Origin of the sequence: Mycolicibacterium sp. MU0053, from assembly GCF_963378095.1 — a bacterium.
In the GTDB taxonomy this organism is placed as follows: Bacteria; Actinomycetota; Actinomycetes; order Mycobacteriales; family Mycobacteriaceae; genus Mycobacterium; species Mycobacterium burgundiense.
Genome location: NZ_OY726397.1, coordinates 4,989,463 through 5,016,443 on the forward strand (window position 1 = coordinate 4,989,463; position 26,981 = coordinate 5,016,443).

The 26,981-nt window shown below is 66.7% G+C and carries 27 protein-coding genes; 9 read left to right on the top strand and 18 right to left on the bottom strand.

The window, feature by feature from the left end; all coding sequences use genetic code 11:
• Window positions 1-2: 2 nt before the first annotated feature.
• A complete protein-coding gene (locus RCP80_RS23715; RefSeq protein ID WP_308480009.1) occupies window positions 3-1,229 on the bottom strand; it encodes a cytochrome P450 family protein in 1,227 nt (408 codons plus the stop codon).
• 193 nt (window positions 1,230-1,422) lie between these two features.
• On the opposite strand from RCP80_RS23715, the gene RCP80_RS23720 reads away from it, so the two are divergent.
• From RCP80_RS23720 to RCP80_RS23740, 5 genes are all read left to right on the top strand, one after another.
• Window positions 1,423-2,268, top strand: a complete 846-nt coding sequence (locus RCP80_RS23720; protein WP_308480010.1) for an enoyl-CoA hydratase/isomerase family protein — start codon at window positions 1,423-1,425, stop codon at window positions 2,266-2,268.
• A complete protein-coding gene (locus tag RCP80_RS23725) occupies window positions 2,265-3,722 on the top strand; it encodes a FadR/GntR family transcriptional regulator (protein WP_308480011.1) in 1,458 nt (485 codons plus the stop codon). Before RCP80_RS23720 ends, RCP80_RS23725 begins: the two co-directional genes overlap by 4 nt.
• An 87-nt stretch (window positions 3,723-3,809) precedes the next feature.
• The gene (locus tag RCP80_RS23730) at window positions 3,810-5,384 is read left to right on the top strand and encodes an AMP-binding protein (protein WP_308480012.1); all 1,575 of its coding nucleotides are present in this window, start codon (window positions 3,810-3,812) and stop codon (window positions 5,382-5,384) included.
• Window positions 5,385-5,431: 47 nt separating this feature from the next.
• Entirely contained in the window at window positions 5,432-6,538 is a 1,107-nt protein-coding gene (locus RCP80_RS23735) for a DUF7064 domain-containing protein (protein ID WP_308480013.1), read from the top strand.
• 30 nt (window positions 6,539-6,568) lie between these two features.
• Window positions 6,569-7,777, top strand: coding sequence for a CaiB/BaiF CoA transferase family protein (locus RCP80_RS23740; RefSeq protein ID WP_308480014.1), 1,209 nt, complete (start codon window positions 6,569-6,571; stop codon window positions 7,775-7,777).
• Window positions 7,778-7,785: 8 nt separating this feature from the next.
• Here the strand turns inward: RCP80_RS23740 and RCP80_RS23745 are convergent, their stop codons facing one another.
• The gene (locus RCP80_RS23745; protein ID WP_308480015.1) at window positions 7,786-8,580 is read right to left on the bottom strand and encodes a FadR/GntR family transcriptional regulator; all 795 of its coding nucleotides are present in this window, start codon (window positions 8,578-8,580) and stop codon (window positions 7,786-7,788) included.
• A 68-nt stretch (window positions 8,581-8,648) separates the two neighbouring features.
• On the opposite strand from RCP80_RS23745, the gene RCP80_RS23750 reads away from it, so the two are divergent.
• The gene (locus RCP80_RS23750; protein ID WP_308480016.1) at window positions 8,649-10,121 is read left to right on the top strand and encodes an aldehyde dehydrogenase family protein; all 1,473 of its coding nucleotides are present in this window, start codon (window positions 8,649-8,651) and stop codon (window positions 10,119-10,121) included.
• A gap of 13 nt (window positions 10,122-10,134) precedes the next feature.
• The gene (locus RCP80_RS23755; protein WP_308480017.1) at window positions 10,135-10,572 is read left to right on the top strand and encodes a DUF2599 domain-containing protein; all 438 of its coding nucleotides are present in this window, start codon (window positions 10,135-10,137) and stop codon (window positions 10,570-10,572) included.
• Here the strand turns inward: RCP80_RS23755 and RCP80_RS23760 are convergent.
• The 13 genes from RCP80_RS23760 to RCP80_RS23820 all read right to left on the bottom strand — a co-directional run bounded on the left by RCP80_RS23760 (window position 10,562) and on the right by RCP80_RS23820 (window position 22,871).
• Window positions 10,562-11,320, bottom strand: a complete 759-nt coding sequence (locus tag RCP80_RS23760) for a DUF3298 domain-containing protein (RefSeq protein WP_308480018.1) — start codon at window positions 11,318-11,320, stop codon at window positions 10,562-10,564. The genes RCP80_RS23755 and RCP80_RS23760 overlap by 11 nt on opposite strands.
• A 28-nt stretch (window positions 11,321-11,348) precedes the next feature.
• On the bottom strand, window positions 11,349-12,602 hold the full coding sequence (locus tag RCP80_RS23765; RefSeq protein ID WP_308480019.1) for an MlaD family protein: 1,254 nt from the start codon (window positions 12,600-12,602) through the stop codon (window positions 11,349-11,351).
• Window positions 12,599-13,819: an MCE family protein gene (locus RCP80_RS23770; RefSeq protein ID WP_308480020.1), complete on the bottom strand. Its 1,221-nt coding sequence runs from the start codon at window positions 13,817-13,819 to the stop codon at window positions 12,599-12,601. The genes RCP80_RS23765 and RCP80_RS23770 overlap by 4 nt, the downstream gene beginning before the upstream one ends.
• Window positions 13,816-14,943: an MCE family protein gene (locus RCP80_RS23775; RefSeq protein WP_308480021.1), complete on the bottom strand. Its 1,128-nt coding sequence runs from the start codon at window positions 14,941-14,943 to the stop codon at window positions 13,816-13,818. Before RCP80_RS23775 ends, RCP80_RS23770 begins: the two co-directional genes overlap by 4 nt.
• Window positions 14,940-15,977, bottom strand: a complete 1,038-nt coding sequence (locus tag RCP80_RS23780; RefSeq protein WP_308480022.1) for an MCE family protein — start codon at window positions 15,975-15,977, stop codon at window positions 14,940-14,942. Before RCP80_RS23780 ends, RCP80_RS23775 begins: the two co-directional genes overlap by 4 nt.
• Window positions 15,978-15,984: 7 nt before the next feature.
• Complete coding sequence (locus RCP80_RS23785) at window positions 15,985-17,028, bottom strand: MCE family protein (protein WP_308480023.1); 1,044 nt, start codon at window positions 17,026-17,028, stop codon at window positions 15,985-15,987.
• On the bottom strand, window positions 17,025-18,401 hold the full coding sequence (locus RCP80_RS23790; RefSeq protein ID WP_308480024.1) for an MlaD family protein: 1,377 nt from the start codon (window positions 18,399-18,401) through the stop codon (window positions 17,025-17,027). The genes RCP80_RS23785 and RCP80_RS23790 overlap by 4 nt, the downstream gene beginning before the upstream one ends.
• Complete coding sequence (locus RCP80_RS23795; RefSeq protein ID WP_308480025.1) at window positions 18,401-19,258, bottom strand: ABC transporter permease; 858 nt, start codon at window positions 19,256-19,258, stop codon at window positions 18,401-18,403. The genes RCP80_RS23790 and RCP80_RS23795 overlap by 1 nt, the downstream gene beginning before the upstream one ends.
• Window positions 19,258-20,106 (bottom strand): MlaE family ABC transporter permease, encoded by an 849-nt coding sequence (locus tag RCP80_RS23800; protein ID WP_308480026.1) that lies wholly within the window; start codon window positions 20,104-20,106, stop codon window positions 19,258-19,260. The genes RCP80_RS23795 and RCP80_RS23800 overlap by 1 nt, the downstream gene beginning before the upstream one ends.
• Before the next feature lie 28 nt (window positions 20,107-20,134).
• Window positions 20,135-20,257, bottom strand: coding sequence for a hypothetical protein (locus RCP80_RS23805; protein WP_308480027.1), 123 nt, complete (start codon window positions 20,255-20,257; stop codon window positions 20,135-20,137).
• A gap of 7 nt (window positions 20,258-20,264) precedes the next feature.
• On the bottom strand, window positions 20,265-20,468 hold the full coding sequence (locus RCP80_RS23810) for a hypothetical protein (protein ID WP_308480028.1): 204 nt from the start codon (window positions 20,466-20,468) through the stop codon (window positions 20,265-20,267).
• Window positions 20,468-21,628, bottom strand: a complete 1,161-nt coding sequence (locus tag RCP80_RS23815) for an amidohydrolase family protein (protein ID WP_308480029.1) — start codon at window positions 21,626-21,628, stop codon at window positions 20,468-20,470. The genes RCP80_RS23810 and RCP80_RS23815 overlap by 1 nt, the downstream gene beginning before the upstream one ends.
• A gap of 67 nt (window positions 21,629-21,695) precedes the next feature.
• Window positions 21,696-22,871, bottom strand: a complete 1,176-nt coding sequence (locus RCP80_RS23820; protein ID WP_308480030.1) for an acyl-CoA dehydrogenase family protein — start codon at window positions 22,869-22,871, stop codon at window positions 21,696-21,698.
• A 121-nt stretch (window positions 22,872-22,992) separates the two neighbouring features.
• Here RCP80_RS23820 and RCP80_RS23825 point away from each other — a divergent pair, with 121 nt between their 5' ends.
• Together RCP80_RS23825 and RCP80_RS23830 are read left to right on the top strand one after the other, a co-directional pair.
• A complete protein-coding gene (locus RCP80_RS23825; RefSeq protein WP_308480031.1) occupies window positions 22,993-24,117 on the top strand; it encodes an acyl-CoA dehydrogenase family protein in 1,125 nt (374 codons plus the stop codon).
• Between the two features lie 133 nt (window positions 24,118-24,250).
• Window positions 24,251-24,751: a nuclear transport factor 2 family protein gene (locus tag RCP80_RS23830; RefSeq protein WP_308480032.1), complete on the top strand. Its 501-nt coding sequence runs from the start codon at window positions 24,251-24,253 to the stop codon at window positions 24,749-24,751.
• A gap of 19 nt (window positions 24,752-24,770) precedes the next feature.
• On the opposite strand, the gene RCP80_RS23835 is transcribed toward RCP80_RS23830, so the two are convergent.
• The 3 genes from RCP80_RS23835 to RCP80_RS23845 are packed head-to-tail and all read right to left on the bottom strand — an operon-like array spanning window position 24,771 to window position 26,980.
• Entirely contained in the window at window positions 24,771-25,757 is a 987-nt protein-coding gene (locus RCP80_RS23835) for an NAD-dependent epimerase/dehydratase family protein (protein WP_308480033.1), read from the bottom strand.
• A 4-nt stretch (window positions 25,758-25,761) separates the two neighbouring features.
• Entirely contained in the window at window positions 25,762-26,202 is a 441-nt protein-coding gene (locus RCP80_RS23840; RefSeq protein ID WP_308480034.1) for a nuclear transport factor 2 family protein, read from the bottom strand.
• A gap of 37 nt (window positions 26,203-26,239) precedes the next feature.
• Complete coding sequence (locus tag RCP80_RS23845; protein ID WP_308480035.1) at window positions 26,240-26,980, bottom strand: TetR/AcrR family transcriptional regulator; 741 nt, start codon at window positions 26,978-26,980, stop codon at window positions 26,240-26,242.
• Between the last annotated feature and the right edge of the window lies 1 nt (window position 26,981).

The window sequence follows — 26,981 nt, forward strand, 5'->3', positions numbered from 1 at the left end:
TCTCAGTACATCCGTATCGGTAATCTGGTCAACCCTCGAAGCGACACCGTGGGCTTGTACCGCAAGGTCTCCGGCGCGGTGGCGAGTTCCCAGTTGGGGAAGCGCTCGAGCAGCGTGGCCAGTGCCGTGCGCCCCTCCAGCCGCGCCAGCTGGTGGCCCAGGCAGTAGTGAATGCCGAAGGCGAAGGCCAAGTGCCGATTGGGTTTACGCGTCAGATCGAGCGACTCCGGGTCGTCGAACACCGATTCGTCACGATTGGCCGAGGTGATGGCGCCGAGCACCTGCGCGCCCTTCGGGATCGAGACCCCGTGCAGCTCCATGTCCTCCAACGCGAACCGCGCGGCGCCGTCGGCAACCGGCGAGGTGAACCGCAGCAGCTCCTCGATGGCGGTGGAGTCGAGCAGCTCAGGCTGACGTCGCAACAGTTCCAATTGATCGGGATTCTCGATGAGCGTCAGCACGCTGTTGCCGATCAGGTTGGCGGTGGTGTCGTGTCCGGCCAGCAGCAGCAGGAAGACCATGGAGACGAGCTCTTTGTGGCTGAGCCGGTCACCGCCCTCGTTGGCACGGACCAGTTCGGAGATCAGGCCCTCGTCGGGATTCAGGCGCCGGGCGTCGATGAGGGCCTCGAACAGCTTGACGAGCTTGCGCGCTGTCGGGACACCCCGCAGCATGTTGCCCTGCTGGCTTCCCAACTTCTCCACGAGGAAGGCGAACTGGTCCCGGTCCTCGTCGGCGACGCCGAGCATGGTTGCGATCACCGCGAGCGGGAGCCGAATGGCGTACTCGTGCACCAGGTCGACATCGCGTTTTGCCGCGATGTCATCGGCAAGTTTCTCGGCGATCTTGGTGATATCCGGCGCCATGGTGGAGACCAGCTTCGGGGTGAAGGCCTTGTGCACCAGGGTGCGCAGCCGCTTGTGGTCGGGGTCGTCCTTGAACACCATGGTCTGGGCGAGCATCCGCAGGCTCGGCGGCAACAGCCAGACGAACTTGCCCGCATTCGTGTTCTTCAAGACGTCGGTGGAGAACCGCTCGTCATTGAAGACGAACTGGACGTCGTCGTAGCGGGTCAACATATAGCCGCCCTTGCCCTGCAGCAGGCCGGTCGCGGTGGCCCACGACACCGGATGGTGCTCCCGCAGATAGGCGAAGCGCGCATGCGGGTGGTCGAGCATCTCGCGGGTATCGAGATCGGTTTTCTCCAGTGTGCCAATATTTTTCGACATTGTTACTCCCATCGACGCCCCAACTCACGCACATCCATCCAGGTTTGATTCGACGTGCCGCGGCCCACTGGGACTGCCGCCGGGCCTCCGACGGACGCCACGCACGGTATCGCTACATCGGTCCAGACTGCCCATCCTTGCGCTCCCGCCATTACCCGTCTTTCGGCGTCGGTTCATTAGTACACTGATTTCCATGATTCCCGCTACCCCTGAAGATGCACTGACCCCCGAACCACCAGGCGCACCCCCGGCTCCGGACTCGCTGGAGACCATCGAATTCGATGTCCACGAGCACGTCGCGACCATCACGTTGAACCGCCCCGATGCGCTGAACGCCATTTCGGGACGGATGGCCGAGGAGCTGGCGTGGGCATGGCGGACGGTGCGCGATACCGACGGCATCCACGTCGCGGTGTTGCGGGCCGCCGGGGACCGGGCGTTCTGCACCGGCGTCGATGTCAAGGGTGACGGCAGCTGGTTCTTCAAGACGAATGTCTGGAACACGTTCGACCCGGGCCTGCTCATCTCCCCGAAGATCCAGCACCGCTGCTGGAAGCCCGTGGTCACCGCGGTACACGGATTGGCCGCCGGCGGAGCGCAGTATCTGATCAACGAGTCCGACATCGTGATCTGCTCCGACGACGCCGCATTCTTCGACCCGCATGCCAACGGCGGCATCGTCTCGGCGCTGGAACCCATCGGCATGTTGCAGCGCGGGGTGCCGCTCGGGGAGGTGCTGCGCTGGGCGTTGATGGGCACCGAGGAACGCATCTCGGCGGCCACTGCGCAGCGCATCGGACTGGTCTCCGAGGTGGTGGCCCGCGACCAGCTGTGGGAGCGGGCAAATGACATCGCCACGCAGATCGCAGCGCGCAGCCCGCAGGCGATACAGGGCACCATCCGCGCGATATGGGAATCTTTAGACATGACCCGGTCGACCGCCCTCCAGAACGGCATGGCCTACACCCACATCGGCAACCCACCCCTGGCGGAGCGGCGGGCCGCACCGCGCCGCAACGGTCCACCGCTTTACCGGTGACCGGAGTGAGTCAGGAGATGATCGCTCCGCGCATCGATTCGCGGAAGGCCAAGCTGGCCGGTCGAGCTGCCGAGCAGATTGTCGCCGACGTCATCGAGTTGGGCTGGCCGGTCGGCCACGTCCTGGGTTCCGAAGCCGAACTGCTGGAGCGATACGGCGTCAGTCGGGCCGTGCTGCGCGAGGCGGTGCGCTTGGTGGAGCACCAGCGGGTGGCCCGCATGCGGCGCGGTACCGGCGGCGGCCTCGTCATCGACGAGCCCCATATCGACGCCGTGATCGGCCCCGCGATCATCTACCTGCTGCGGGTCGACGCGACCCTGGACGACATCTTCGACACCCGGATGCTCCTCGAGCAGCTGGCCGCCGAGATCGCCTCGCAGCGGGCCGGCGAAAACGACATCGCCGAGCTCCGCGCGACCCTGGAACGCGAGGCTGCCGGTGCGGCCGGTGACTACCGTCTGCTACACGCCCACGTCGCCGCCCTGACCGGAAATCCGGTGTTGGAGCTGTTCGTCGAAACGTTCAGCCAGGTCAGCAACTTCTACTTCGCCGACGAGGCGGCGCTGCCCAGCGACATGGCCCACGAGGTGTGCCGGGCGCACGACGCCATCGCCCGGGCCGTCCTGGCCAACGATCCCGGGCTCGCGCGGGAACGGATGCGCCGTCACCTCAGCGCCGAGGCCGACTTCATCCGACGACAGCCCGACACCGTGCAGCGGCTCGATCCGGCGGTGGCGCTCGCGGGCTCGTTGACCGACAAACGCGGCGAGGCGTTGGCGCGGCAGTTGTTCACCGACATCGTCACGGCCGACGCCAAACCCGGCACCTTCATCGGGTCGGAGACCGCGCTGATGGCACGGCATCAGGCCAGCCGGGCCGTGGTGCGGGAGGCCATTCGCATCCTCGAGTACCACCAGATCGCGCTCACCCGGCGCGGACCCGGGGGCGGGCTGTTCGTGGCCGAGCCGGACAGCTCCGCACTCGCCGACGTCATCGCCATTTTCCTGCGCCGGCGCGGAGTGCAGGTTCGCCACATCAGCGAGCTGCGCACGGGTCTGGAATTGGCGGTGATCGAACGGGCAGCGGCCCGGCTCCACACCGCTTCCACGGCGACCGCCGAGACCATGACGGCACGCCTCGAACATTCGCTGCGCGCGGAAACCGAGCAGGGCCCGGAGCTGGCGTTCAGTCGCGGCGAAGACTTCCACTCGACACTGGGCAGCCTCACCGGCAACCCGGCCTTGCAGCTCGTTCACCACGTCACGATGCGGCTGGGCTGGCAGTTCTTCTCGCAGCTGGCCAGCGGCAACCCGCAGGTCAGCGCGATCTCCGCGCCGGCGGCCCTGGAACCGGTGCACCGCGAGATCACCGAGGCCCTGCTGGCCGGTGACGCCGAAGTGGCGTTGATGCGGATGCGTGCCCACCTGAATATCACCGGCCGCACCCCCTCCTGACCGGCCCGGCACCGCCCGGCCCGCGCTACAACTGTTCAGATCGCGCGATTAAGGATACTGTTCTATCTCATTGAGCTAGGAGGTTGGATGCAGCATCCGTGGGATCAGCGCCTCGGCGTGTGGTGGATCGCCGAGGATCACCCGGAGGCGCCCGCCATCGTCGCCTCACCCAGTGGCCAGACCCTGACCTTCGCCGAGTTGGCCGGCGCCGCACACCGAGCGGCCCATGCGCTGCTGACCCGCGGCCTGAAAGCCGGCGACGCGGTGGCCTACGCGCTGCCGAACGACGTGGATGCCGTGGTCTGGCAGTTGGCCACCACCGAGATCGGGTTGCGCTACCTCACCCTCAACACCGATCTGTCCACAGTGGAGTTCGCATCGATCCTCGCCCACTCGGAAGCGGCGGCCCTGATCTCCCATGCCGATTTTGTCGACCGGTTCCCCGCCCTTCCCGAGGACATCGGAATCCGGATCGTTGTCGGCGGGAGCGCCGCCCCGCCGGCCGCGTACGGATTTGTCACCGAATCGGAGTTCTTGGCCGGTGCGCCGAGCACGCCCCCGCCCGGGCGGACCCAGGGTGATGCGATCCGGTACTCGTCGGGCACCACCGGAAAGCCGAAGGGCATCATGCGACCCCTCGGCGGCCAAGACCCGGGGGAAGCCGCCAACGCGATGGCGATCTTCGGTCGGGCGTTCGACTTCCGACCGTTCGACGGCGCGCATCTGGTCTCGACCGGCATGCACCATGCCGGCTGTCAGAGCTTCTACCTGGGCGCCCTCAACGTCGGACAGGCCCTGGCGATCCTCGGCAGGTTCGATCCCGAGCAAACCCTGGCCGCCATCGACGAATACCGGGTGACCAGCGCCTACATGGTCCCCACGCAGTTCGTCCGGATGCTCAAACTCGATCCGGGCGTGCGGGCCCGGTACTCCTTGTCGAGCCTGCGGTCGGTGGTGCACTCCGCGGCGCCGTGTCCGCGTCAGGTCAAGAAGGACATGATGGCCTGGTGGGGCCCGGTGATCTGGGAGACCTACGGCGGCACCGAGGGACCGGCCACCGTGGCCAAGCCGCACCGATGGCTGGAAAAGCCCGGGACGGTCGGCCGCCCGATCCGCAACGTCCGGGTGAAGATCCTCGACAGCGAGGGACAGGAGTTGCCGCCCAACGCCATTGGCGATGTGTACATCGAGCGCACCGACGGACTGCGGTTCGAGTACCGCAACGACGCCGAATTGACCGCCGCCGTGCACCGCGGCGACGCATTCACCATCGGCGATGTCGGTTACCTCGACGAGGACGGCTACCTGTTCATCTGCGACCGGGCCAAGGACATGATCATCAGCGGCGGGGTCAACATCTACCCGGCCGAGGTGGAGGGTGTCCTGGCGAGCCACCCCGCGGTGGCCGACGTCGCCGTCATCGGCATCCCCGATCCGGAGTGGGGCGAACAGGTCAAGGCCGTGGTCGAACTGCTCGACGACGCTCAACAGTCGGCCGAACTGGCCGACGAACTCATCGCCTATTGCCGGCAGCGCCTCGCGAAGTTCAAGTGTCCACGGACGGTGGATTTCGATTCGGCGCTGCCGCGCACCGAGTCGGGCAAGCTGGTCAAACGCCAGATCCGGGACGGCTATTGGGCCGAAGTCGGCCGCCGAGTCTGACGTCTATCTATCCCCTAAATTAGTATCCTTTACGTTAGGATGACCCCATGGTGCCTGTAGCCCCTTCCGGCCCGGCGGCCCCGCCAACCAAGATCACCGCGGACACCCCGTTCGGACCCGCGGACGACGCCTTCCACGTGGCACCCGATGACAACCCGTACTGGGCCGAGACCACGTGGTGGTCATTCAACATCCCAGAGCGCAAGATCGGCTGTTGGTTGCACGCCACGTTCAACACCAACCGCGGCACCGTCACCTGGCGGGTATACGTCTGGGACGCTGGCGGCGCGGATCCCGAGAATCTGCGGTACTTCCGTATGGTCACCGACGAACCGGTCACCGATCCCGCCCCCGACCTCCGCGACATCACCATCCCCGGCGGGGGCTTCAGTGTGAAGATGCTCCGCCCGCTGCGCGACTATCAGATCGAATTCACCGACGCTGCAGCAAATTTCGCAATACACCTGAACTTCAAAGGTGTGCACGACCCGCGTCGCTTCACTCCCGGTGAACCGCCCTTCATGGAGCACGCCCACCTCGACCAACTCGGACACGTCACTGGCGAACTGGTGCTGGACGGGGAACGAATCCCGGTGGACTGCTACTCGATTCGGGATCGCTCCTGGGCGCCACGCGGAGAACCCCGGCCGCCGTCGAGCAAGCCGGCCGGCACGGATGCCGTCCCCGCAGCCCGGGTCCGCCATCCCGGCGGACCCCGGTGGCGGGAGATCGAACGAGAACGGGGTCGCGGCCGGATCCAGTACATCTTCGGCCACTCCGGATCCGACCTCGGATTCTTGGCCTTCGCCCGCGTCCAGGACGGCGACGTCGCGGGCTGGTCGCCGCTCAATCACGGCTGGTTGCTGCGGGACGGACGATTCGAACTGCTCGACAAGTCCGCGAGCCGAATGAAGAACTACCGCAACCCCGAGACCGGCTGGAGTTCGCACATGCAGGTCCAGCTGGCCGATCTGCACGGTCGCGCAATGGAGGTCGAGGGTTTCGCGGTCAGCCACATCTGTGAACGAGGCGGCGGCAGCACGGCGCTGATGCGCTGGGACCTGGACGGACAGATCGGTTGGGGGGAAGACCAGGACATCTGGCATCCAAAGCATTTCGCGCGCATGCGCGATGCCCTACAAGCCGTGCGCTGAGCAGCTGCGGCAGGAACGGGAGAACCAACAGTGATCGGACCATTCGACGGTGTCCGGGTCATCGAAGTCGCGGCCTGGACGTTCGTCCCGGGCGCGGGGGCCATCATGGCCGACCTCGGCGCCGACGTGATCAAGGTCGAACCGCCGACCGGCGACCCGCAACGCGCTCTGCGCAATGCGCTCAACGCCGATGACTCGAGCCCGAATCCCTTTCTCCAGGTACCGAACCGGGGCAAGCGCAGCATCACCTTGGACCTGCGTTCGGAAGCCGGGATCGACGCACTGCTCCGGCTGGCCAAGACCGCGGACGTGTTCCTGACCAGCTACCTGCCGAAGGTGCGTGCCAAGTTGGGCATCGACGCCGAGCGACTGCGGGCCGAGAACCCGCGGTTGATCTATGTGCGTGGCTCGGGCTGGGGCCGCATCGGGCCGATGGCTGACGCCGGCGGATTCGATTCGGCCGCCGCCTGGTCGGCCGCCGGGGTGCAGAACAAGCTGACCGCACCGGGCGCCGCCGAACCGGCGGCCCAACCGGCCGCCTTCTTCGACCTGCAGGGCTCCAGTGCGATCGCCGGCGCGGTCGCGATGGCGCTATTCCGCCGGGAGCGTCGAGGCGAGGGCGCCGAGGTCGACGTTTCGCTGTTGGGCACCGGGATGTGGACCATGGGCCCCGATCTGGCCGCGGTCGCCGCCGGCTCGGGTGAACTGCCGCGCCAGTATCGGCACCAGGTCGCCAATCCCATTGTCAACACGTATCGCACCGCCGATGACCGCTGGATCAATCTGGTTTGCCTGCAATCGGATCGGTATTGGCCGGAGCTGTGCGAGGTCATCGGTCGCCCGGAACTCGCCACCGACGACCGGTTTGCAGATATGGCCGGCCGCTACGTCAACCGGGCCGTTTGCATCGCGGAACTGGATGCGACCTTCGGTCAGCGCACTCTGGAACAGTGGCGCGCGGCCTTGGCCGGTTTCTCCGGCGTGTGGTCTGCGGCGGCCACTTTCGAGGAGGTATGCGACAGCCCGCAGGTCGCCGACAACGGTTTCCTGCCCGAGGTGGTCGGCGCGGACGGGCGGCCGTTCAACCTCGTTGCCCCGCCGTATCAGTTCGACGGCGTACCGAGCACACCGGCGGGCCCGGCGCCGGAACTCGGCCAACACACCGAGGAGATCCTGCTGGACTGCGGCTGGGACTGGGACGAGATCAGCGTCTTACGCGAGGAGGGTGTGCTCGGGTGAGCGTGCGGTCAGGCGAACAGGTCGATCACCGTCTCGGTGCCGAGGGTGCCCCACAGCATCTTCCGACCCGCCCGGTCCATGTGCTCGGCCCACAGGTCCCTGGCCGCCTCGGCATCCTTGGCCTCCACCAGCGCAATGAACCTCCGAAACGTTCGGAGCGTGTTCTTGAACTGCTTTTCGATCACGGCCTGGTCGGTGGTCGAGGCGACCGCACGCGTCATGTGTCGGGTGATGACTTCGCGCAGCACCGCGCCGAGCAGTGCCAGGGTGGTGTTGCCGGCACGCTCCAGGATCAGGTCGTGGAACCGGAAGGTGGCCGCCGACCACTCCGCGAGGTCGGCGCTCTCGGTGCCCTCGTTGACCAGGGCCGCCAACGCGCCCGCCGCGGCCTTGAGTTCGGCGATGTCCTCGTCGGTCGCGCGTCGGGCCAGCATCTCCGCCGCCGCGGGCTCGAAAACCTTTCGGGCGTCGTACACGTCGGCGAGCGTCGTGCCCGACATCTGCAGCAGCAGCCCGAAATCTCTTGCCGCAACCGATGTTTCCGGCGCGGACACCAGCACACCGCCCCGCGAACCGCGGCGGACGATGATCAACGACTCGCTCTCCAGGATGCGGAACGCCTCGCGCAGCGTCGGGCGGGACACGCCGAATTGTTTGACCAGTTCCACCTCGGTGGGCAGCGAGTCGCCCTTCTTCAGCACGCCGCGGACAATGCCGCTGCGCAGCTGATCCGCGATGAGCTCAGCGGTTTTCGGCGCTCGTACCAGTTTCGATGCGTCACCCGCACGATTCACCGCAGCCATCGGCCATCCGTTCTTCTGGGCATCAATCACCTAAATGATGCCACTCAACCCGGATACTAGGAGACTTGATGACAACCACCCAGTTGATCACCCGCAAACTCTTCATCGACGGGGGCTGGACCGACGGCCACACCCAGGAAACCATCGAGGTGGTCAACCCGGCCACCGAGGAGACCATCGCTGAGGTTCCCCAGGCAGGCCCGGCTGATATCGACACCGCGGTGAGCGCCGCGCGGCGCGCCTTCGACGAGGGCCCCTGGCCGCGGATGAAGCCCGCGGAACGCGGTCGCATCCTGTCGGCGATGGCCGACGAACTCACGCGCCGGCGCGACGAGTTGGTGGAACTGAACATCGCCGAGGCCGGATCCACGCGGATGCTCGCCGACATCCTCCAGGTCGGCACACCGATCGACCACTTCCGGGATCTGGTCGAGCGGGTGCTGCCGCAGTTCGCGTTCGAAGAACCGGTGCCGCCGATCGTCGGCAACGGCATCGGCCAGGGCTTGGTGGTGCGGGAAGCCTACGGGGTCGCCGCGTTGATCACCGCGTTCAACTTCCCGTTCCTGCTGAACCTCGCAAAGGTGGGTCCGGCGCTGGCGGCAGGGTGTACCGCGGTGTTGAAGTCCTCGCCGTACACCCCGCTGGAGGCCCTGGTGCTCGGGGAGGTCGCCGAGGCTGCCGGGTTGCCGCCAGGAGCCCTGAACATCGTCACCGGCGACATAGCGGCCGGGGAACGCCTGACCCAGCATCCCGACGTCGATCTTGTCAGCTTCACCGGTTCCGACGCCGTCGGCCGCAAGGTCTACGCGCAGGCCGCGGATTCGGTGAAGAAGGTGGTCCTCGAGTTGGGCGGCAAGTCCGCCAACATCATTCTCGAGGATGCCGACCTCGACAAGGTGATGGAAAGTGTGTTGGCGGGCATCATCACCCACGCCGGCCAGGGCTGCGCGCTACTCACCCGGATCCTGGTGCACGAATCGCTACACGACGAACTGGTCGCCCGGATCGTCGGCATCCTCGGCTTCATCAGCGTCGGCGATCCGTCGGACCCCGCCACCGTGATGGGTCCGCTGATCCGGGATGTGCAACGCCGGCGGGTGGAGGCACTGATCGCCTCGGGTGTCGAGGACGGCGCCGAGATCGCCTTCGGCGGTGCGCGCCCCGCCCACCTGGAACGCGGTTTCTACCTGGAGCCCACGCTGTTCGTCGGCGCCGACAACGGCATGCGGATCGCCCAGGAGGAATTCTTCGGACCGGTCGGTGTGGTCATCCCGTTCAAAGACGATGCCGACGCCGTCCGGATCGCCAACGACAGCCGGTACGGACTGGCCGGCGGGGTCTGGTCGGTCGACCCGGTCCGCGCGGCCGCAGTGGCACGCCAACTGCGTACCGGGATGGTGGTCATCAACGGCGGCGGCGGCGGCCTGAACCCGGCCTCCCCGTTCGGTGGCTACAAACAGAGCGGGATCGGTCGGGAGTTCGGTGAGTTCGGGTTGGCGGAGTACCTGCAGCACAAGGCCCTGCAATGGCCCATCGGTTGACGGGGTAGCGCGAATGTTCCTGCGGAGCACGGCGGCAGCGGCGGCGATCCTCCTCGCGGCCGTGGGTGCCGTCGGCCCGGCCCACGCCGATCAGCGGCCCAACCGCCCGCCCGATGCGCCGCGCTATATCGATCGCGTCGCGTGGGAGTACCACGGCGAACGCGCCACCTTGCGGATCTTTCCCACCGCGTGGGGATGGTCGGCGGCCGGCGTGTTCACCAACGGCGCACAGAGCTACGACGCGTGGGCCGAACTGCTGCAGCACGCGCCGGACGCCAACACCCTGACCATGCAGAACCAGTTCCTCTGTCACTGGCAACTGGCCACCTTCACCAATCCGGGCAAGGTGGGCACCTGGAATCTGGAGCCCTGGCGGCCGGTCGTCACCAACACCATGCTGATGAACGCCGGCTGCAATCCTGGTGGGCCCGATGACGTGCTCAACTGGTGATGGCGGCGAATTCCGGGGCGATCAGGTCGCTGACACCCACCCACGGCACGGTGATCACACGCAGGCCGCGGCCGAATTGCCGGTCCGGGAAATGCAATTCGATGCCCTCGGCGGTGGGGATCCAGAACTTGAAGTTGCGCTCGAGCGGTGCCATCGACGGGCCGTACTGCGCCCACCCACCCAACGGCGGCTGCGGGTAGCTGGCCGGCAGGATCTGCTCGGTCAGCTCGGACAACCGCGCCAACCCCGCTTTCCGATCCCGAAACAGGTTGCCCCAGACCAGTTGAATCCCACTGCGGGAATCGAAGACCCGGGTCGCCACGGTGTCCACCGGCATGTTCGGCAAATCGGTCGCGTGGTACTGGCCCGTGAACAGTGCCGAGATGGTCATGGGCCGGAACAGCAGTCGACCCTGCGCGTGGAACGTCCAGGGCGAGGTCTTGCTGGCGCTGGCGGCAGACAACCACACCTGGCCGTCGGCCTCGTCATCGACGATTCGGTTGATCGGGTCCATGACCTTGGGGTCACCACCGGCGACCTTCTCGTAGTTCACCGTCCAGGTGCCGATGCCGTTGGGGCTCACTCCCGCGCGGACATCCGGCACCACCGCATAGGTGACTCCGCTGGAGACGGTGTCGGCGTGGGCCGGCTGCGCGGGGCCGAGCACGCTCGCCGCGGCAGCGATCGTCGCTGCGGCGATAACCAGGGCGCGGCGCGTCAGGGTGGCATCGTCACCGTTTCGGGTCATCGCTGTCGCTCCTCCATCCGGTCTCGGGTCACGGTCCGCTCGGCGGTGGCGGCAGCGGCAGGTCGGGACCCGCGTACGGGGTGGGAATCGTGTAGGGCCCCTTGGGCGTGGGATCCGCGCGCCGCAGCGGATCGGCCCCCGGCGGTGGCCCGGCGGTGTCGTCGTCGGCCGGTCGCGGGGCGTTACGGGCGCCCCGCACCAGGTACTTGGGGTCCGGGTTGGGGCAGTAGGTGTAGAGGTACGGTTCCGGATGGTCGGCGACCGACGGCGGCGCATGCGGCAGGTTGTAATCACACGAATACCGTTGATACAGGCTGACCGCTCCCCACACGCCGCCGTCCCGGAAGGTGGAACCGAGCGCTTCGAGCGCGGAGCCGTCGCGATTCTCGGGGAAGAAGAACGCTTGCAGGGCCGGCACCCGCAGGTAGGTCAGTTGCGAGACCGTGGTCAGGTTACCGAGCAACTGCACCATGGTCGGCGAGTTGTCGGCGATCAGGTCGTCAAGCGACTGCATGGTCTCGGGCCCGCGATCGAGCAACGTGCGGTAGCCGCCGTCCATGCGCTGCACCCCGCCGAGGATCGCGGAGAGGTCCGCCGAAGTGGCGACGAGACCGGGACTCACATCCCGGACCGTGGAAAGCATCACCTTGCTGGTGTTGAGCAGGCTCACCGTCTGCGGCAACACCGAGTCCAGCGTCGACACGAGCAGCGCACCACCGTCAAGGATGGCCGCCAGCTTGTGGGCGCCCTGCGGCCCGACCCGCAACTCGTCGAGGACAGCAGCGAGCTGATCCGGCTCGACCTGCTTCAGCGTGCCGTCCAGATTGCCCAGCAGCGTGGCGAGAGTGACCGGGGTTTGCGTTCTGGCACTGCCGATTTCGCTGCCATCGATCAGGTAGGGTCCGGCGCTGGTGTCGGCCCGGAAATCCAGGTACTGCTCGCCGGCCGGCGACAAGGCCGACACCCGAACCACGCTGTCGACCGGAATCTCCGTGTCCGGCCGCAGCGCCGCAATCGCCACCACACCGTCGTCGGTCAGGTCGATGGAACGCACGCGGCCCACCGGCACCCCGCGCAGGGTGACGTCCTGCCCCGGCAGCAGGCCGCCGGTCTCCGCGAGTTGCACGCGCACGATCTTGTCCGAGCGGCCCGGATCGATCTGCAACGTCCCGAACAGCAGGTAGGCCACCCCGACCACCAACATCAGCGCCAGCGCGCCCGCGGACAGGCCCAGTCGACGGTCTCGCAGGTAACGAAGGATGGCGACGAACCGGGCGCTCACGGCGTGCCTCCCGGTGCCGGGCGGGGCGGCGCCGGGGTCAGCGACCCGGGCGCCGGGCCGATGAGATTCGGCGGCGGCACCGTTCCAACCGGCGGTGTCGGAGCGCCCCAGAACTTGTCGCGGACCCTGATCAACTCGTAGGTGATGCTGCCCACCATGTTGCGGAAGTCCTCCCGGGTCGGTCCCCGGCTACCGGGATCGGCGGGGTGGTGCGGGTCGGCGAAGGCCCCCACCGCCATGTCGGCCAGGTCGATCGAGACATGCGACGAGGTCGCGTTGGTCAACTTGAGGACCGGCCCGAACAGCAGGTTGAACGTCGCCAGCGAGGCGCCCGGCGCCGTCGCGGCGGCGTTCAACTCGGCGGACAGCCGATTCATGTCGGCCATCATGCTGCGGGACTCTTCACCCCGAATCGACGGGAACTTCGCCAGCTGCAGGGTAATTCGGTTCACCTGCGCGATCAGGTCCACGATGCGGTCGGTGTTCTCGGCCAGAGTGCCCAGAGCGGGGCCGGCCGCGGAGATCGCTTCGTTGATGGCGTCCTGGCGGGCCGACAAGGTCTCGGCGACGTCACCGGTCTGGGTGAGCGCCCGCTTGATGGGTTCCGACCGCGCCGACAGACTCTGGACCAACCGGGTGGACTCGTCGAGGAACAGTTGCAGATCCTCCCCCTTGCCGCCGACGGCCTTGCCCATTCCGTTGATGACCTTGGTCAGGTTCCGGATCGCGCCGCCGTTGACCAGCAGTGCCGCGGTGCTCAGCACATCCTCGACCGAGGACGCGGATGCGGTGGCGTCCACCGGAATCACGTCGCCGGGCTGCATCGGCGCGGCGCTGAAGTCCTGTTGCGACGGCGGTGTGAGCGACACGAACACATCACCGAGCGGTGTGGCCGAGCGCAGTTCGGCCTTGGTCCCGGCCGGAATCTGGACCGTGGCGGAAATCTGCATGGTGACGAACGCCGTGTAGTTGCGGGCCGTCATGGATTGCACTTCGCCGACGTCGGCGCCCGACAGTCGCACCTTGGCCTTGGCCGGCAGATTGAGCGCGTCGGTGAACGTGGCACTGATCGGATAGGTGGTGCTGCCCGCCGACGGCGCCGGCAGCGGAATCCGGTCGAGCCCCACCGAGCAGGAACTCACCACGCTCACCGTCGCCACCGCGGCGGTCGCGATCAGCAGCGTCCGGGTCGCCCGGTCGCGCGACGAGTAGGTCATGATCCCAGTCCCGCCAATCCCTCGAGCATGCTGGTGACGCCGAAGTCCGGGCCGAAGTCCGCGATGGTGCCGGTGGCACAGCCGAGTTGCTTCAGGCCGAGCAGATTGCACAACTCCTTGGTGGCCTGGCCGTTGAGCTCCACCTTGTCCAGCGTGGGATGCGCTCGGATGGCGTCCTTTTCGTGGTCGATCATGTTGTAGACGTTGTCCAGCACCATCGGCGCCAGGTCGAGTACCTCGGCAAGCTCGCGGCGGTAGTCGGCGATCGCCCGGGTGACGAGCTCGGTGTTCGACGTCGCCGACTTCAGCGTCTCCCGGTTGGCCTCCAGCAGCTCGGCGGTCCCGGTCAGTACCTGGTTGACCTGAGCGCCGGCCGACCCGGTGCCCAGTTCCTCGTCGGCCACCGTGGCGCTGAGCTGTCGTATCGCCGTGCCGAATTCGCGGATCGTCTGGTCGTTCTCGGTGGCGGCTCGGCTCAGGCTTTCCAGGCTGGTGACGATGGTCGTGAGCGCGTCCGCGGTCGGTGCGCCGCGTTCGTCGCTGAGTTCGAGCGCCGTCGACAGTTCGCTGAGCGCTGACCGGATCTTGGGTCCGTTGCCGCTGGTCATCGCGGCGCTGACGGCGACGAGATCGGCGATGGGCCCGGACCCCTGACCGTCGCCCTGCATTTTCACCGCGAGTTCGTCGACCATCGCCAGCACCCGATCGAATTCGACGGGGGTCCGGGTGCGCGCCAGGCTGAGGGTGTCGTTGTCGGCCAGCGTGGGTCCGCCCCGGTAGACCGGCGTGAACTCGATATGACGGTCGGTCAGGATGGACGTCGAGACGGTGACCGCGTGCGCATCCGCCGGGATCTGGACGCCGTCGTTGATGCGCATCGTGACCTCGACGTACTGCCCCTTGGGCTGGATCTTCGTCACCTTGCCGACCGGCATGCCGAGGATCGCGACGGCGTTGCCCTCGTAAAGGCCGCTGGCATTGTCGAACTGCGCGGTGACGGTCATGCCCCGATCGCGGCTGATCGGTCCGCCGGAGCACCCGCTGGCAATCATCGCCATGGCGAGGATGGCGATCACCTTGGCGGTCGCCCTGCTCGGGCCATGCCGAGTGTCTGGGCGTCTCATGCACAGTCCTCGAAGTAGTTGGGCAGGTTGAACTGTTGGGCTCGGCCGCTGATGGCACACATCCAGGAATCGATCATGGTTCCACCGGAGGAGGTGAAGTCGAACTCGTTGCCGCTGCCGGTCGCGTTGGCGAAGTTGCGGACCGGCACCGGCAAGATCTGCAGCGTGTTGCGAAAGAGTTCGTCGTTGCGGCCGACCGACGACAGCATCCCGTCGAGGTTGGTCAGCAGTTCGTCGATCTGAGCCCGGTTCCCGATCAGCACGGGCTGCAATCGGTTCACCAACTTCGTGGTGGCGTCGAACAACCGGACGATCATCTCGCGGCGAGCCGCGAGGTCGGCCAGCACCGCGTGGCCCTGGTGGACGAGCAGGCCGAGGCTCTGTTGCTGGTTGCCCAGCAACTCGGTCACCCGCTCGGAGCTGCGCAGCAGGTCCCCGATCTCGTCACGGCGCGCGGTCATGACCGAGGACAGGTGTTCGACGTTGTCCAGGGCCTGCGGCAGGATCTCGGGGGTGCCCTGCAGCTGCTGCGACAGCGCCGTCATCGACTCGGCGATCTTCTCGGCGTCGACGGCTTCGAACGTCACCGTGGCATCCTGCAATGCCGTCTGCAGGTCGTAGGGAACTTCGGTGTTCGCCAACGGGATTCGTCGGTCCGTCAACTCCCCCGGACCGGCCGGCTTCAGGTCGACGTAACGTGCCCCCAGCAACGTGGTGAGTTTGATGGCCGCCTCGGTGGCCGCGCCCAGGCGCAGACCGCTGTCGATTTCCATCGTCACCCGAACGTGATCGTCGTCGAGCTGCAGGCTTTTCACCGCGCCCACCCACACACCGGCGACGGTCACCTGATCGCCCGCGCTCAGGCCCGCCGCCTGAGCGAATTCGGCGGCATATTCGGTCTTGCCCAGTCCGAGGCGGCCCACGCCCAGCGCCGCACCGAGAGTGAGCGCGATGATCGCCACCGCAATCACGCCGAGCCGCAGCTTTCCGTGCGCCTCGATCGGGCGGCGCAGTACCTCTTTGACAGGTCTCATCGCGCTCTCACCGACACTTCGCACTGTGTTGGGCGACACCGGCCGGCGTCGCGGCCTCCACGATCGCGGTGATCAGGCTGTCGATGCGCGGGAATTGGCTGACGGTCAGGTCGCAGGCGTACACGTCGAGATAGGAGCCGCCCTGGCTCATCCTGGCCAGCCCCTTGAGCATCAGCGGGGTGTTGAACCCCAGGTAGGCGAACGCCTGTTTGTCCGCCATGAAGTGTTGGGCGAATCCGGGTTCCCGGTCGAGCCACTGCTGCAGATCGGGCTGCACATCGCTGATCACGTTGGCCAACCGCTGCGCGACGATCGAAGCCTGGTCCATCGAGTCGACGAACTCCTCGCGTCGCGCGGCGAAACCGCCGAACAACGCCTTGGTGGAGGCGATCGTGGCGTCCAGGTCGCCGCTGCGCTCGGCCACCGAACCCAGCACCGAGTTCAGGTGCGTCAAGACCCCGTCGAGGATCTGATCGGTGCCCGAGTACTCCTCGGCCAATCTGGTGGTCTCGGCGATCAAGGTGGTGACCGCGCCGGAGTCACCCTGCATGGCCCGCATGACGGCCGTGGTGAGGTTGTCCACCTGGTCCGGGTTCAACAGTGCGAACAGCGGCTCGAAACCGTTGAGCAGGTTCGAGATATCGAAGGACGGTTCGGTGCGCTCCACCGGGATCACCGCCCCGGCCGGCAGCACCTGCGGGTCGTCGAACTCGCCGAGCGCCAGGCCCAGGTAGCGCTGACCGATGATGTTCTGATAGTCGATGGACGCCTTGGTGTTTCCGTAGAGCAGCTGTTCTGATTCGACGCGGAAGTCCACCCGCGCACCACCCTCGTCGGTCAAGCCGATCCCGTCGACCCGGCCCACCTTCACCCCGGCCATCCGCACCTCGTCGCCGACCTTGAGCCCCATGACGTCGGTGAATACCGCGGCGTAGTCCTTGGTCGGTCCGTCGACGTTGCGCTGCAACGTCACGAACACCGTCCAGACCAGGGCAAAGCAGACGACGACGAAGAGGCACAGCCCCATCAGGGGGCGGCGGTACCCTCTCACGGACCCACCCCCGACGCGGGTGCAGACGAAGCGGGCGGCGCGGCCTCCGCCGGCAGCGGTGGTCCAGGTGCTGGTGCCGATGGGTCGGGGATGATCTGTACGGTGGTGCCCCGCACGACCGGCCCGAGGAGCAGTTCGGACGCTGAATTGGGCTCGGGTCCGAGGATCTCACTGAGCTGCGCGCGCTCCTGTGGGCTGCCCACCGAGCCCACGTTGCCGCCCGACATCTGCGGTGCCACCGGGTAATTCCGCGGATGCAGCGAGTGCGGCAGCACCGGCGGGTCAGCGGTCACCGGCGCGGTGTGGCAACTGGGCCCCTCCAACTTGCCGTAGCGGGGGCAGTCCTGACGGGTGTACATCTTGTTCGGGGTGAGCACCAACAGGAACTTGCCGACTGCGAGGTTGCGGTCGGGCTTCCAGACGTGGTCGAAGAACCGATTGGTGACCGTGTTGATGCGGGTGACCATAGGTGCGAACTCCTTGCCCCCGTCGGCGAGCACCCCGAGCACCGGCGACATCTGCGTGGTGATCACGATCATCCGGTCGGTGTTGTTCTCGAAGGCCTCACCGACGGTGCCGAAGGTGGTGTTACCGGCGGACAGAAAACTCAGGAGTTCCTCGCGCTTTTCGGCGACGGTGCGCATCGGGACCGCCGCCTGGTGTACTGCCTCGAGCAGATCGGGTGCGGCGGTCTGCAGCCCCTGCAAGGCCTCGGAGAGCACCTGCAGTTGCGACTCGGTTCCGTCATCGGCGATGACGGCGTTGAGTTCCTTGACGATGCGGTTGGCTCCGCCGCCGGCCTGTGACAGTTCGTCGCCGCGGCCGTTGGTGGCCTGGGCCACGGCGGCCAGGACACCCACGTTGTCACCGGATCCGGGGCGCCCGGCCGCGGCCATCACGTCGCGCAGCTTGGTCAGCGCGGTCTGGAACTGCACGGTGGCCAGGCTGTCGTCCTGGCTGATCGCGGCCCCCGGCGCCAATTTCGGTCCGGGTCCGTTGTCCACCAGCTGTATCGATGAGACCGCGAAGACGTTGCTGGGCACCACCCGAGCGGTCACGGTGGCCGGGATTCCGGGGGCGAAGTGCGGGTCGAGGCTCAGTCTGATCTCGTTCGGGCGGTCCTCCGACGCGGGCCGCACCCCCTCGACGGTCCCCACCAGGGCACCGCGAAACTTGACGTCGGATCCGGACGGCAGCCCGTCCCCGACATTGTTCAGCAGCGCGAAGACCTCGACGCGGCTCGAGAAGAAGCCCTCGGACTTCGCGATGGCCGCCGCCGACAGCAGCGCCGCGCCGAGCAGCAACGCGAGCCCGCGCAACAGCAACCGCCCGTCGGAGATCTGCCGGGCCGCCGACTCGAGCTTCTGCATCATCAGCCGCCCAACCTCGCGCCCGACCCGATGCCCCACAGCCCAACGGTGAGCAGCAGATTGGCGATGATCATCACCGAGATGCTGGCGCGCATGGCCCGCCCCGCCGCAATGCCGACGCCCTGCGGTCCGCCGGTGGCGAAGTAACCGTAGTAGCACTGGATCGTCGAGGTGATCGTGACGAATACGACGGCCTTCACCACCGAATAGGCGATGTCCGAGCCGGTGAGCACCAACCGGAAGTAGTGGTCGAAGGATCCCGCGGAAACACCGCCGGCGAAGGTCACGATGGTTTGCACGGCGGCGTAGTTCACCACCAGACACAGCACGTAGAGCGGAATGATCGCCACCACCGAGGCCAGCAGCCGGGTGGTCACCAGGTACGGAATCGGCCGGATGGCAAGCGATTCAATGGCGTCGACCTCCTCGGAGATTCGCATCGACCCCAACTGCGCGGTGAACCGGCAGCCCGCCTGCGCCGCGAACGCCAACGCGGCCATGATCGGCGCCAGTTCGCGGGTAGACACCGTGGAAGACAGCAGACCGGCCGCGGGTTCCATGCCCAGCAGGTGCAGCGCCTGATAGCCCTCGATTCCGACGATCGCACCCGCCGTAGCGCCCAGCACGATGATCACCCCGGCGGTGCCACCGCCGACCACGATGGAACCGTTGCCCCAGGTGACATCGGACAGAATTGCCAAGAACGCCTTGCGGTATCGGGTCAGGGCCACCGGCACCCCGGCCACCGCATGGCCGAAGAACGTCAGCAGGTGTCCGAGCCGGACGCCGAGTCCGGCCACCGACAACGCCGCGACGACGAACGGCCGGGTACCTCGCGGATAGTAGGTCGCGGCCGCCATCACAGCGCCGCCTTCGGGAACAGCAGGACATACATCTGCGTGAAGACGACATTGGTGATCATCAGCAGCAGAATGGACGCGACCACGGTGGCATTCACCGAGTTCGCCACGCCGGCGGGACCGCCCTTGGTGGTCAGTCCCTTGTCGCACGCGACGATCGCCACGATCGCGGCGAACACCACCGACTTGATCAGAGTCAGCACCAGGTCACCCACCGTCGCGAACGACGCGAACGTGGTGACGAAGCTGCCCGGCGCACCGTTCTGCACGAACGTGTTGAACAGGTAACCGGCCAGAAAGCCGATGAAGCAGACCAGTCCGGTCAGCCCGAGTCCCACCACGATCGCCGCCGCCAGCCGGGGGGCGACCAGCCGGCGGATTGCCGAGATCCCCAGTACCTCAAGGGCGTCGACTTCCTCCCGGATGGTCCGGGAGCCGAGGTCGGCACAGATCGCCGATCCCACCGCGGCGGCCATCAACAGCGCCGCGACCAACGGTGCGCCCTGCTTTATGACGGCCAGTCCGCTCGCCGCACCGGCCAGCGACGTCGCGCCGACCTGACCGGCCAGCAACGCGAACTGGATCTGGAGCGTGACACCGATGGGGATCGCCACACACATCGTGGGCAGCATTGCAGTGGAGGCCATGAAAGCGGCCTGCCGAACGAACTCCTCGAAGGGGAACCGCCCTCTGGCGATATCGGTGACCAGATACTGCAACGTCCGCAACCCCAGGATGAACTGGCTGCCCACGGTTTCCAGCGACGCTATCGGGTGCCGGTCCACGTAGCCCCGGGTCCAGTCCGTGATATCACCGACCGGTGACGGGGTCGGTCGCGAGGTCACCATCGATCTCCGGGTCCTTGTGTCCGATCGGTCAACGCCATTGCGGCCGCTGATCGGCCGACGGTGCCGCGACGGTGCCGAACCGCCGCTTGAAGAATTCGTTCGTGTGGCCCTCGCGGCGGTAGCGCTCGCCGCTGCCCCTCAGCTGCGCCATGCGTTCCTCAAGGGCTTGAATCCGACCCGCATCGGGTTGGGATGCGGCGCGCGCGTTCCAGTTCGGTTGCCATCTCGGCCAATTCCTCGTCGATGCGGGCGGCGACCTCGCCGAAGGTCAACAGGTCGTAGTCATCGGTCTCGGGGCGATCGACCGCGGCTTCGTCGGGGGCGGCCGGCGGCCCATCCACGTCGTCGGGCTTGCCACCCATTACCGACCGCCGTCGAGGCGCAACAGTTCGCGTGCGTTCAGTTCGACAATGCGGTGCGCCTCGTGATCGGGGACGTTGATCAGGTTTTCGGCGATTCGCTTGCGGCTGTTGGGCCAGTTGGAGTCCGAATGCGGGTAGTCGACCTCGATGAGGATGTTCTCGACTCCGATCAGCTCGCGCGAGTTCACCCCGTGGACATCGTCGATGAAGCAGCCCCAGAAATGCTTCCGAAACAGGTCCGACGGTCGGTCGGTGCGACTGATGTTCTGATACCAGCGATGTCGTTCCCAGGTGTAGTCCAGCCGTTCGAGCAGATACGGAATCCAGCCGATGCCACCCTCGGACAACATGAACTTCAGCTTCGGATGGCGTTGCAGCAGCCCCGAATACACCAGGTCGGCGGTGCTCCACATGAGGTTCGTGGAGAACGTCGCGATCGCGACCGCGAACGGCGCCATATCGGTCGGCGACGGATTCTGGAACGAGAAGCCGGGCACATAGCCGCCGGCTCCGAAGTGCAGGCAGACCGGCAGGTCGGCCGCCTCCAACGCCTGCCAGAGGACCTCCCAGTGCGTCGGGTGGTGGAAGGACGGCAGACCCAGCGGGACCGGACTGTCGGGGAAGGACACCGCCCTGGTGCCGAGCCGGGCCAACCGTTCCACCTCGGTGGCGGCCAACTGGGGATCCCACGTCGGCAGGATGCCCAGCGGGATCAACCGGCCTGGGTCCCCGGCGCACCATTCCTCGACCTGGAAGTCGTTCCAGGCCCGCACACATTCCAGGGCCAGTTCCTTGTCCTTGGCGCGTTGGAAGACGCCGCCACCGAAGCCGGGGAACGACGGAAACGACAGCGCCCCGTGCACGCCGTCGATGTCCATGTCCTTGATCCGTTCGGCCGGGTCATAGCAGCCCGGGATCATCTGGTCGTAGCGCACGGGCTCCATGCCGTACTCCGACGGCGGTTTGCCCGCGACCGCGTTCAGCCCGATCTGCGGATACAACTGATCCTCGTAACGCCACACATGGTGACCTTCCGCGGTCTCGATGATCTGCGGGCCCTGCTCCCGGTGCGCCTCGGGCAGCCGGTCCTGCCACACCTGCGGATGTTCGATGACGTGGTCGTCCACCGAGATGATCTTCATCCAATCCTGCAGCGGCATCAGTTCTCCTCCAGTTCGACACTCAGTGCGGAGTTCGGCGGTGCGGTACGCCCAAACACGTTCGTCGTCAACGGGGTAGCCCCAACGCCCGCTCCGCTATCACGTTGCGCAGCACCTCGTTGGTCCCCCCGGCGATGGTGAAGGCGCGGGCGTACAGGAAGGCGTCCTGCCACCAACCCAGGTCGGGCACGAACGCGTCGCCCTCGACCCGGACACCGTCGGCACCCTGTAACTCGAGGCCGTATTCGTGCAGTGCCAGGTTGATCTCGCTGAACAGGATCTTCGACACCGGCGCGTCCGCGGCGTCGGCCGAGCCGTGCAGGGCCCGGCTGTCCCCGTACGCGGAGACCAACGAGTTGACATAGACGTCGGCGACGAATCCGCCGATGGCCTGGCGCACATCGTCGCGATCGATCGCGGGATGTCCGTCGCGTGGGACGTCGGCCGCCAGTCGCGCCAACCGGTCCAACGCGCCGAACAGCGAGGCGCCGCTGCCCGCCGCGGATCGTTCGAGGACGAGGCTGGCGGTGGTCACCGCCCAGCCCTGGTTCACCTGCCCGATCACCTGGCTGACCGGAATGCGCACCTCGTCGAGGAAGACCTCGTTGAAGTCCGCGGTGCCGGTGATCTCCCGCAGGGGCCGAACCGTGACCCCGGGGGTGGTCATGTCCAGCGCGAACGCCGTGATCCCCGCATGCTTGGGGGCGTCGGGATCCGTGCGGGCCAGCAGGTATCCCCAGTCGGCATACTGACCGTTGGTGGTCCACACCTTCTGTCCGTCCACCACGAAGTGGTCGTCGGATCGGCGGGCCCGGGTCCGCAGTCCGGCCAGGTCACTGCCCGCATCGGGCTCGCTGAACAGCTGACACCAGATGTGCTGCCCGGAGCGGATGCGGGGCAGGAAATAGTCCTTCTGCGCGGCGGTTCCGGAAGCGATGATGGCCGCGGCCGCGAGCAGACCGCCACCGACCGGCCCGGGCGCGCCGACGCGGATCAGTTCGTCGTAGACGGCCGCCTCAAACAGCGGGTGGGGGTGGGCCAGGCCGCCGTATTCGACCGGCCAATGCACTCCCAGGAGCTGCTCCGAGAACAACTGCCGGGTCCATTTCCGCAGCGCCGGGACCTCGTCGGCCTCCGGTGCCCGGACGCCGGTGTGCCGGTTCCGGGGTGGCGCGTGTTGCGCCGCCAGCTCGCGGACCCGACGTCGCACTTCGTCCAGTTCCGCGTCTTGTCCGAGTTGCACGAACCGTCTCCCAGCCGCTTGATCCAAACCAAATTGAGCTTAATCAGTATCCTGTATGTTCGGGTGACGTTTGGCAATCCCCCAGAACTTCGTCAGTCGACTTTCAGCGAAGGAGCAGCACGTGGACTTTGAGCCCACCGCCGAGCAGAAGGGCCTCGTCGATTCCACCCGATCGCTCCTGACGGCCCAGGCGTCGCTCGAGCGGGCCCGCGATCTCATCGACGGTCCCGCCGGATTCGACGCCGAACTGTGGCGGCGCGGGGTCGAGCTCGGCTGGCCCGCCCTGGCGGTTCCGGAGGACGACGGCGGACTGGGTCAGCGGTCCATCGACCTGGCGCTGGTGGCGGTCGAGTTGGGCCGCAGCCTGGCAAGCACACCGTTCATCCCCACGGTGGTCGCCGCCGATGCGCTGACACGCTGCGATAGCGAGCGGAAAGCCAAACTGCTGCAGTCGATCTGCGAAGGCGCCCTGATCGCCTCCTGGGCGCATGCCGAGTACGGCCGGCCCTGGGGGGCCGCCGGCGTCACGACCGCTGCCCGCGCGCAGGACGGCGGCTATGTGCTGGACGGGTCGAAGGTGTCCGTGCCCGACGCCGACAGCGCGCAGCTCCTCATCGTCGACGCCGTGCTGGACGGGGCACCGGCCCGGTTCCTGGTGCCCACCGATTCCGCGGGCGTCCGGATCGACCGCCAGCAGACCCTCGATATCACCCGTAGCTATTGCGACGTGACGCTCGCCGACGTCGCCGTCGACGCCGCGGCCCTACTGGCCCGCGGCGCAGCCGCCAGTAGGTCACTGGAGCGCACGATGCAGCTCGGCGCGGTCCTGACGTGCGCGGAACTTGTCGGCATCGGGCAACGACTGTTGGAGATGACCGTCACCTACGTGAAGGAACGCGAGCAGTTCGGTCGCCCGGTCGGCAGCTTCCAGGCCGTCAAACACAAGTGCGCCGACATGCGCATCTGGGTGCAGGCCAGCACCGCGGCGACGTACTTCGCCGCGCTGGCCCTGGACAGCGAGCACCACGACGCCGATCGTGCCACCAGCATCGCCAAGGCATACGTGTCCGACGCCATCAACCGGGTGGCGGGCCACGCGCTGCAGCTGCACGGCGGCATCGGCTTCACCTGGGAACACGATCTACATCTGTATATGCGGCGGGCCCGGGTCAACTCGGTGCTGTGCGGGGATGCCCGCCATCACCGCGAGCGACTCTGCGCGACGCTGGAAGACCAATTCGCCTGACCGGCGGCTCGGCGAAAGACGCAGTTACACAGACTGAAACCTGGAATTCGGTCGGCGCGCGTGTTTAACTATCAACCAATTGATTGATTATTGCCCCCGATCTGCCGCCGGGCGATCCGACCTCGGAGACCACATGACGAAGACCCTCGAGCAGCGCGTCGCCCTGATCGAAGACCGGGAGGCGATCGCGGCACTCCAGTTCCGGTACATCAACCTCAACGACGGCGGCTGGGGGCAACCCACCCATCGCGACCCGGACGCGGTGGCTGACCTGTTCACCGAAGACGGCGAGTGGATCGGCCCGCTCGAGACGATGCGCGCAGTGGGGCGCATCGAGATCGCGGAACTGTTCCAGCAGTTTCAAGCGATCCCGTTCATCATTCACAACGTGATGAACCAGCTGATCGAGGTCGATGGTGACCGGGCACGCGCCGAATGGCATGCCATCGTGGCGAGTACGTTCCCTGGTGGTCAGGCGTTCTGGACGTTGGGGCGCTACCACAACCGATACCTCCGAACGGCGGACGGCTGGAGGTACACCTCGATGTCCTTCGAGACTGCGGCCGCGTCTCCCTACGAAAAGGGTTGGGGAGTCGAGCAATTCATGGGAGCAGAGGCTAGCGTGGTGGATTAGGACCCAGCGACATCACGGCTCACATGCCGGTGATGCCCTGCTCCTTGAAGAACACCGCCGCCTTGCGGATGGAGTCCTCCACCGGTTGGGGCTTCCAGCCCAGCTCCCGCTGCGCCTTGCCGGTGTCCAGCGGCGCCATGACATCGGCCATCCGAAGAGCGACGGTGGAGAACTTCATCTCTCGGCGCAGGACCCGCCCGACGAGATCGCTCCCACGTGCCACGGCGTAGACCGCAGGCATGGGCAGCCCGAACGTCGGTAGCCGTACGCCGGCCGCTTCGGCCGCCAGGGTGTGCATCTCGCGCTGGCTGACCCAGCGGTCCGAAATGATGTACCGCTCACCGACTCGACCATGTTGGGCGGCCAGCAGCATCGCCGAGGCCGCATCCTCGATTCCGACTATCTCCATCGAGTTCTTGAAGTGGAACGGGAACCGCCCGGCGGCAACCAGTGCCAGCAGCGAACCGTGGGGCGTGGGCTGCCAGTCGCGCGGCCCGTATGTGGTGGAGATGCACAGCGCGACGGCCGGCAGCGCCTTCTCCCGAACGTATTCCAGCACCAGGTTCTCAGCCGCCACCCGGGACTGCACGTAGGGTCCACCGTCGTGCCAGTCGAATGGGTCATCCTCGGTCACTGGAGTGCCGGCGCCGACCGCCAGTGTGGCTACCGTGCTGGTGAATACGAACTTCCGTAGGTCCGCTGCGGAGGCCACCTCGAGGACGTTGCGCAGTCCCTCGACGTTGGTGCGAAACAGTGGCGCTGGATCGCGCAGCCAGGCTCGGGCATCAACCACGCAGTAATATACGACATCACAGTCGGCCATCGCGGCCCGAAGTGCTTCCGTATCGAACACATCGCCGTAGACGCGTTCCACCGCGAGATCATCAATCCCCTTGGTGGAACTGGTCTTTCGAACCATGACCCGGACATCGTCACCACCGTTCACGAGTTGGCGGGTGACGTGGGAGCCGAGGAATCCGCTGGCCCCGATAACTAGTTTCTTCATGCTTTCAGCCCCCAGGCGTGTCGTCGGCACTCAGCGGGTTGACGAACCACTGGTTCTCTTCACGCAGATCGCGGCTGAGCCAACCGGACTCGGCCCGGACGAGTTGGTGGTGGTAGTAGCCGCCGCAATAACTCAGGTCGGTTTTGCCAGGCAGCTGCATCGGGTTGAAGAACATCGCCCGTACCTGTGCACTGTCACCGGATACCGTGATTTCGATGTTGGTGATGTAGTGCTGCTTCATGGGCAGGAAGGACATCGAGACCTTGAGCCAATCGGCCACCTCATCGCGGGTCCCCGCGATCCCACCTGCGGAGCTGTAATCGACTCGCGCATCGGGGGTGAACAAGGAGCGCCACAGATCCCAATCTTCGGTGTCCACGGCGCGGGCGTACCGAAAGAGCAGCGCCCTGATCTCGGACTCGTCTCCGATGCGCTGGATATCCATCACAGCCCCCCGCCCGGGAGCCCGAGCCGCGGCGAGGTCAGCCGGTGCGACGCGTGGCGGCCGGCTTCTTGGCGGTGGACTTTTTGGCCACCGGCTTCCTGCTCATGGCTTTCTTGGTCGGCGAGGCCTTGTCGGTGGCCTTCCGAGGCACCGCGCCCGATACCAGTTGGCCCTGGATGAGCAGTTTGAGCGCACGGATGGTGGCGTGGAAGTCGGCCGCCGGGGCCACCGCCGCATGCTCGGTGAGCCCCCTGATCACCGTGTAAATTGCGTTCGTGGCACTCGCCACGTCCGTTCCAGGCGACAACGTCCCCTCGCGCTTGGCCTGCTTGATGATGTCCTCGGCGAGGGTGTGCAGTGTGGTGGTCATGGTGACGGCATCGCTGTTGATCACGTCGACTCGAAGGGAACTCTCCGCCCGGATTGCCCGGTCGAACGCCGCGACGTACGGGAACTCGTTCATCACCGCATCGCATTCGTCGAGCACTGCCAGCAGTTTCGCCAGCGCGTGCCCTTCTCGACCAGCAACCTCGGCCAACCGCGGCACCGTCATCTCCGCGTATTCGGCGACGGTTTCCTTGACGAGTTCGGCCTTGTTCGGAAAGTAGTGGTACAAGCTGCCACTGGTCATCTCGGCCATCCGGGCGATTTCCCGGATCGTGGCACGCGAGTAGCCGACTTCGGCCACGCAGCGCATGGTGGCCTCGATGATGCGGCGCCGGGTCTCCTCGCCGTTCGAGCCGGCGGGGCGCCCGAGCATCGGCGAGATGGACGCCATC